Origin of the sequence: Chryseobacterium sp. C2(2020), assembly GCF_014218915.1 — a bacterium.
Taxonomy (GTDB): domain Bacteria; phylum Bacteroidota; class Bacteroidia; order Flavobacteriales; family Weeksellaceae; genus Chryseobacterium; species Chryseobacterium mucoviscidosis.
The window spans coordinates 75,534-81,829 of sequence record NZ_JACLCT010000019.1 but is presented as its reverse complement, the minus strand read 5'-3'; the positions used below and the strand labels follow the sequence as shown (position 1 = coordinate 81,829).

The 6,296-nt window shown below is 39.8% G+C and carries 7 protein-coding genes and 1 pseudogene; all 8 read left to right on the top strand.

Annotated features, from left to right (window positions below; genetic code table 11):
• Positions 1-107 (top strand): annotated as a pseudogene (locus H6W52_RS12420) (IS1595 family transposase); the annotation flags it as partial.
• 28 nt (positions 108-135) lie between these two features.
• Positions 136-774: a hypothetical protein gene (locus H6W52_RS21240; protein WP_214649541.1), complete on the top strand. Its 639-nt coding sequence runs from the start codon at positions 136-138 to the stop codon at positions 772-774.
• 8 nt (positions 775-782) lie between these two features.
• Positions 783-1,439, top strand: coding sequence for an HlyD family efflux transporter periplasmic adaptor subunit (locus H6W52_RS21235; protein ID WP_214649542.1), 657 nt, complete (start codon positions 783-785; stop codon positions 1,437-1,439).
• Between the two features lie 968 nt (positions 1,440-2,407).
• Positions 2,408-3,202: a hypothetical protein gene (locus tag H6W52_RS12410; protein WP_024565584.1), complete on the top strand. Its 795-nt coding sequence runs from the start codon at positions 2,408-2,410 to the stop codon at positions 3,200-3,202.
• Between the two features lie 23 nt (positions 3,203-3,225).
• Complete coding sequence (locus H6W52_RS12405; protein ID WP_024565585.1) at positions 3,226-3,576, top strand: hypothetical protein; 351 nt, start codon at positions 3,226-3,228, stop codon at positions 3,574-3,576.
• Entirely contained in the window at positions 3,573-5,042 is a 1,470-nt protein-coding gene (locus H6W52_RS12400) for a relaxase/mobilization nuclease domain-containing protein (RefSeq protein ID WP_024565586.1), read from the top strand. The genes H6W52_RS12405 and H6W52_RS12400 overlap by 4 nt, the downstream gene beginning before the upstream one ends.
• 2 nt (positions 5,043-5,044) lie before the next feature.
• Entirely contained in the window at positions 5,045-5,698 is a 654-nt protein-coding gene (locus H6W52_RS12395; protein WP_024567408.1) for a ParA family protein, read from the top strand.
• Between the two features lie 62 nt (positions 5,699-5,760).
• Positions 5,761-6,294 carry a hypothetical protein gene (locus tag H6W52_RS12390; protein WP_024567407.1) on the top strand — a complete coding sequence of 178 codons (534 nt, stop codon included), beginning with the start codon at positions 5,761-5,763 and terminating at the stop codon, positions 6,292-6,294.
• Positions 6,295-6,296 lie beyond the last annotated feature (2 nt).

Genomic DNA, 6,296 nt, shown 5'->3' with positions numbered 1-6,296 from the left:
AATACTTACAGTTGTATCTCAACGAGTTTATTTACAAATTAAACAGACGGTATTTTGGAGACAAACTCTTTGACAGACTAGTAATTGCGAATATAACAGGTGCATAAACGGATAATCAGTAAATTTAATAATAAATTGGAAAAGGAAAAAGACATATTAGACAATCTTGAACTACGTTCAGAAAACGTGCAGGATATTCTCACGCAGCCGCCACATTGGATGATTCGATGGGGAAACACGGTAATTTTCGTCATTCTCCTGATGGTTCTCTTGATGAGTTATGTAATTAAATATCCTGAGTTTATACCTGCCCCCATAGTCGTAACTTCCAAAAATCCACCTGAAAAACTTGAAGCAAGAACAAATTCTAAAATTGAAAAAATTTTAGTGAAAGATCATCAGTCTGTAAATAAAAATCAAGTCATGATGGTGCTTCAGTCAGCTGCTGATTACAAGGATATTCTAGCTCTAAAAGATATAGTTGATTCAATGTCATCATCACAAGTTCTCTACTTCCCTACTCAACAGGCATCAACCTTCAAACTTGGCGAAATACAGGGAGAATACAATAGTTTTGCAAAAGCATTGCAGGATGAAAAACTTTTTACTCGTCTTAAGCCCTATGCTCCTGAAAATATTGCAGCAAACCAAAGTCTTGGGGAATACAGGGCAAGGATTGCTACATTACAACAGCAGCGGAACTTAGAAGTTACAAAATTTGACCTTACCAAAAAAAATACTTGCGCTCCCAAGAATTGTTCAATCAAGGTGTAATTGCCGCGATGGAACTAGAAAATGAAAAAACAAAATTTCTACAGGCAGAACAAAATTTGAAAAATATCAATATAACATTGTCACAGATGCAGGAAGCGGTTTCAAATCTAAATAAAACCAAAAGCGGTGCATCAATAAATACTGAGAAAGATAAGATTACATACAGCTCCCAAACGCTCCAATTATTTGAACAGCTAAGAAAATCACTGAGACAATGGGAACAAAATTATCTCATTATTTCTTCTACTGAAGGAGTAGTTAGTTTCCAACAATTTTGGGGCGAGAACCAATTTGTAAAACCCGGTGATATTGTGATGTCTGTTCTACCCAATGATAAGGAATTAGTTGTTGGTCGGATGTTGATTCCATCAGTGAATTCCGGTAAAGTTAAACCAAATCAAAAGGTTTTAGTAAAGCTTGATAATTACCGATACCAAGAATATGGAATCGTTGAAGGCAAGGTCCAAAACATTTCTCTTACTCCAGATGATAAAGGGAACTATTATGTTGACGTTTTGCTTCCAAAAGGATTGCGGACTTCTTTTGGGAAAAAGTTGCCATTTGACAGAGAGCTCAAAGGAAGTGCCGAGATTGTCACCGAGGATTTAAGGCTAATTGAAAGGTTTTTCTATCAAATTAGGAAATTGTTGGGGTATCAAGCTTGATGTTTTTTTTAAAAAAATAATTGTTAATGCTAAGATTTCTTACAGAAACGAGGGATTTCCGTGCATTATTAGTGCAAATTCTCAACAAATAAAGTCATCTTTTTCAAAAACCTGCCTGATTTAACCACAGGCAATTTTTCAACCTGCGTAAATTGGGCACATCCCAATCACAAAGCCGCGTAAAAAAGCCCATTTCCAAGAGAATCTTTTTCATTATTTTTAATTCCAAGATTATCTAAACTAAAATCTAAAAAATAACTCTGAAATAATCATCTACAGAATTTTCAGTCCTTCCGATTCTTTTGTTAAATATGCACTCCCAAAGTAACCACCTGCGAAAAATAGACACAAGTTCAAAATCAACCTGGGTAAAATAGACCCACCCTACATTTTCCTAAATGATAAGCATTCTGACAAAAATTTCAATGATAAAAAGACACACCTTCCTTCAAAACCTGCACCAAATAAACTTATCTTTTTCAATAAGTTGGGTAATTTAGCTACAGGTTATCATGCAACCTGCGTAAATCAGCCACATCCTACTCGCAAACGTGGGTAGAAAAGTTACACCTCAATTCTCCCCGTTTTCCATGTTTTTTTCCTTCCAAAGCAACTTTATCATAAAAAACCGCAAAACAACCCTAATATAAGCATTCGAGGAACCTTTTCAGACCTCTAAAAAAATCAGTAAACTTTTGTTGCAAGATGTGTCTTTGTACCCACAAACTTTTCAAGTTTTGGGACAAAGACGGTCTTGCCTTTTTGCAAAAGGGGAAAAAACGGCGGAACTTGTTTTTTTTAATCACCAAATCTGGTTCAAGCATCTAAACTCGTCTAAATTATTCTTTTTTAATCTTCGGAGAATCTAAACTCGTCTAAATTGTTCTTATTTAGCCCACGCCCCATGAACACTATTGTTTTCACGGATTTGATGTCCCAATTTTGCAACAGAAATTTTAATCAAAAAAATGAAAGCAACCCTCTATGTTCTCCTGACACTTTTTGCCATCAACCTCAATGCGCAGGTCGGAATAAACACACAGACACCCGAAACTACTTTTGATGTAGTAGGAAAACCAAACGACACCTCACATCATGACGGGATTATTCCTCCAAGGATAACGGGCGACCAGTTGGCGAACAAGTTTTACACACAGGCAAAAAAAGGTGCGGTTGTATTTGCCACCGCTCCGGCTTCCAATCTTTCGGGGCAGGTCATCAATATTTCAGAATCAGGAATGTATTATTTTGACGGCAACGTATGGCAGAATTTCGCAAAGGAGAAACAGCCTGTCGAATACAGAATTGTACTCACCTTCGATCCCAACAGCACCGCCGCACTGACAGCAACTTCAACTTGGTCCGCCCCTGTAAACTATTCGGGAAATAGCCACGCCTATCTTACCTCCTCAAAATATTACACCATCGGAACCAAAAATTTCGGAGGACTAAAGGGAGCGGTTTTGTTCAGAAAAGTACAGGGAATTGTAAATGTATGGTTTCAGATGTACAGGTCTTCTGATTCCGCACCGATTACGGGAAACGCCTTCATCAGCATTGCGAGCATCTACAGCGACATCGGATACATTCCCAACCAGATTGTCTTACTGCATACGGAAAATTCCACGCAATATTTTCCAGCCCTGCTGGAGAATTACAGCATCCAGATTCCGCAAACCTCCCTAAACGCAATGTCCACATCCTACTACACCTACGGAGAAGTTCAAGGATATTCCAACTGGATCAAGCCTTATCTGCCCTAATTGATGATTCAACAAAGTCCTTAATGGAAAAAGAAGACTACATAAAATTCAGAATATCCAAAACCAAAAAACAGGACTGGAAAAAAATATGCAAAGACAGAAACCTCACATTGACCGACTTACTGACGGCATCAGTTGAGAACAGAATTTTAGACAACGAAAGAAGACAGATACTGGCGTTCATTGAAAAACAAGACAACGTCTTCATCAAGATAGAGACCAACATCAACCAGGTAGCGAAAATTGCAAACGGACAAAAGTTTATTTCGGAATCAGAACTGAAAAACTTCACCGCAAAGCTTTCAGAAATCGCCAAATTGAAGAAGCAGCAAAACCAAATCTTCGAAAAGATCTATGAAATGCTCGCAAAATGATTGTCAAGATTATTCCTGCTTCAGGCTCGGATTTTCACGGCGTTCAGTACAACGACAAAAAGATGGAGAAAGGAACAGGAGAACTGATGCTGATGAAAAACTTTCCCTCCTTCATCAATGGGGAAAGCAGTCCGGAGCAGGTTCGGGACTACTTCAAATCCATTTCAAAAAATGAGAAGGTAAAGAAACCACAGTTCCACGCCGTCATTTCTGCAAAATATCAGAATCATGGCAAGGAAGAAATCACCGAAATCGCCAAAGACTTCATGCAGGAAATGGGCTACGGAAAACAGCCGTTCATAGTTGTTTACCACAGCGACACCGAGAACAACCACGTCCATATCGTCTCCACAAGGGTTGACAAGCAGACCGGAAAGAAAATCAACGACAGTTACGAACGCTTGAAAGCCCAAAAAGCATTGGCAGATACACTAGAAAAACGATACGGAGTAAGTTCCGAGGAAAAATTAGAAAAACTGCTAAACTATCAAATTGCTTCACTCAGCCAACTGGAACTCCTGCTTGAAAGAAGCGGGTTCAAACTAACTAAAGACACAAATGATGAAAATGACTTTTCCATTCTGAAGAACGGGGTAAAACTTAAAACCATCCACGGTAACCAAATCAGTTTTACCCCCAATTCGGACAACGGACGAATGAGACAGCTGAAAGCCATTTTGAGCAAATACAAAGACCTCTGTTCCAATAAAGTCTTCAAGGTAGAGGACAGAAGGGCGCAGGAATCACTGCTACCGGAAGAAAGGCACAGCGACCATTGGAAACCCAAGATAGAGTTCGAGAGCGAGCTCCAGAAAAAATTGCGGGACATCTACGGACTGGATGTGGTCTTCCACCACAAGGACGGACAGAAACCCTTCGGATACAGCATCATCGACCACAAATCGGGAAAGGTGTTCAAGGGAAGTGAGATCATGAAGATGGACGACCTGTTTGAGATGACCGATGAGAAAATTGACAAGAAACTTTTTGAAAGTCTAAAGGACTATAATCTGGCGGACAGTTTTTCAAAACAAATATTAATGGAGCATCTGAAACGCCAGAATCCCGAAAACGCTATAATAGAATTTATGCTTTTCGAGTCTAAGAAAATAAAGAACAGGGAGGTTTTCAACGCCATAAAAAACGAGGTAAAGGATTATGTCGAAACACAGAATAACAAGGATGTCCACCTCATAAAATCGGAAGATGGAAAATATTATGCCGTCCACTCCAAACTGCATTATGTGGGTTCATTGGAAAACTTAATTGGAGAGAATGCCTATCAAAAATTCCTCAATCCAAGCAAAGAATTGACACCGGAAAGTAGAGATGAAAATCTTTCCAAGGAACTGGATAGAACCATAGACGACCTGATTTTCCAATTCACCAAACCGTCGGGAGGAACAGGGAGAGACCCTGCCGAAGAAGAGTTAAGAAAAAGACGCAAAAATAAAAAAAGAACATAAGAATGATCATCACATTTGCCACCCAAAAAGGCGGAACAGGGAAAACCACCCTCGCCATCGCATTCGCCAACTATCTCTCCAGAATTTCTACAAGGAAGATCAAGGTGTTTGATTTCGACTACCAAAAATCCTTCTTCAACAAATGGAGGGAGGATGCGGACTCGGAACTGCCCAAACTCTACGAGGTGGAAGTCATTGGCGAAGATGACGATGAGCCGCCTTTCGAGGACTTGGAACAGGTTGTCGACCTGAAAGAAAGCAAAGACCTGTTCCTGTTCGATCTGGCGGGAACACTGGACCAGAGATACAGCGATGTTTTGGTGTACAGCGACTTCATCATCATTCCCTTTGAGTATTCCGATGTGTCCGTAAAATCAACCTTGGTATTCAAAAATCTTCTGGGTTTGTTGGAAAGCGAGGCGGAAAGAATCTTCATCCGCTCCAAATACGACAAGGGCTACAAATATCTCAACCAAAAGGAAATGGATATCGAGTTGGCAAAATACGGAACTCTACTAGAAAATCCCGTGTTCAAGAGAAACTGCCTCCAAACCATCGACACGAGAAAACTCACCTACGAGCAAAAATACGCCGTAAAGAAGCCGTTCGACGAAATTATACAGCAGATCAGCGAGGTCAAAAAAGTTGCGCTTTAACGAGAGACAAAAGAGACAAGAAAAAAATAATCCATAAACCACAAACCTCAAATCAATACATTATGTTAAAATACTCACTCATCCTTTTAGGAGCCTACTTTCTGTACTATGCCGGAAATATCGTCTACGACCTTTTCCTAAAAAAAGAGAAAACCGTTCAGACCGATGTTGCAGAAGAATACTCACTCGGCGACTTTGCACAGGCGGAGAATGAGGAACCCACCTTGATCGGCATCGAGGATGTGGAAAATCTCAAAACCCCGAAATCATTCCTAAAAAGCGAACCCATTCCGATTCAAAGACAGAACAATTTTGAAGACAATCCCAGTTTGGAAGAATTGAGGAAACGATTTGAAGAGGAAGAGGATTTGGATGGGACCAGCTCAAAACAGCCCGAAACCAAACACCATGAAAATCCGCCACAGCAAACGGAAATCAGCAAAAAGCCAGAAATTATTGAGCCAATAGTTTCCAAGAAAAAAAATGATGCACAGAGCAAGAAAGACCAATGGAAAGAATTTGTCAACCTTTCTGAAACCAACGTAAAACTGGTGGACAATATTGAGGGACAAAAGGTTTACCACTCGACGATTTAACC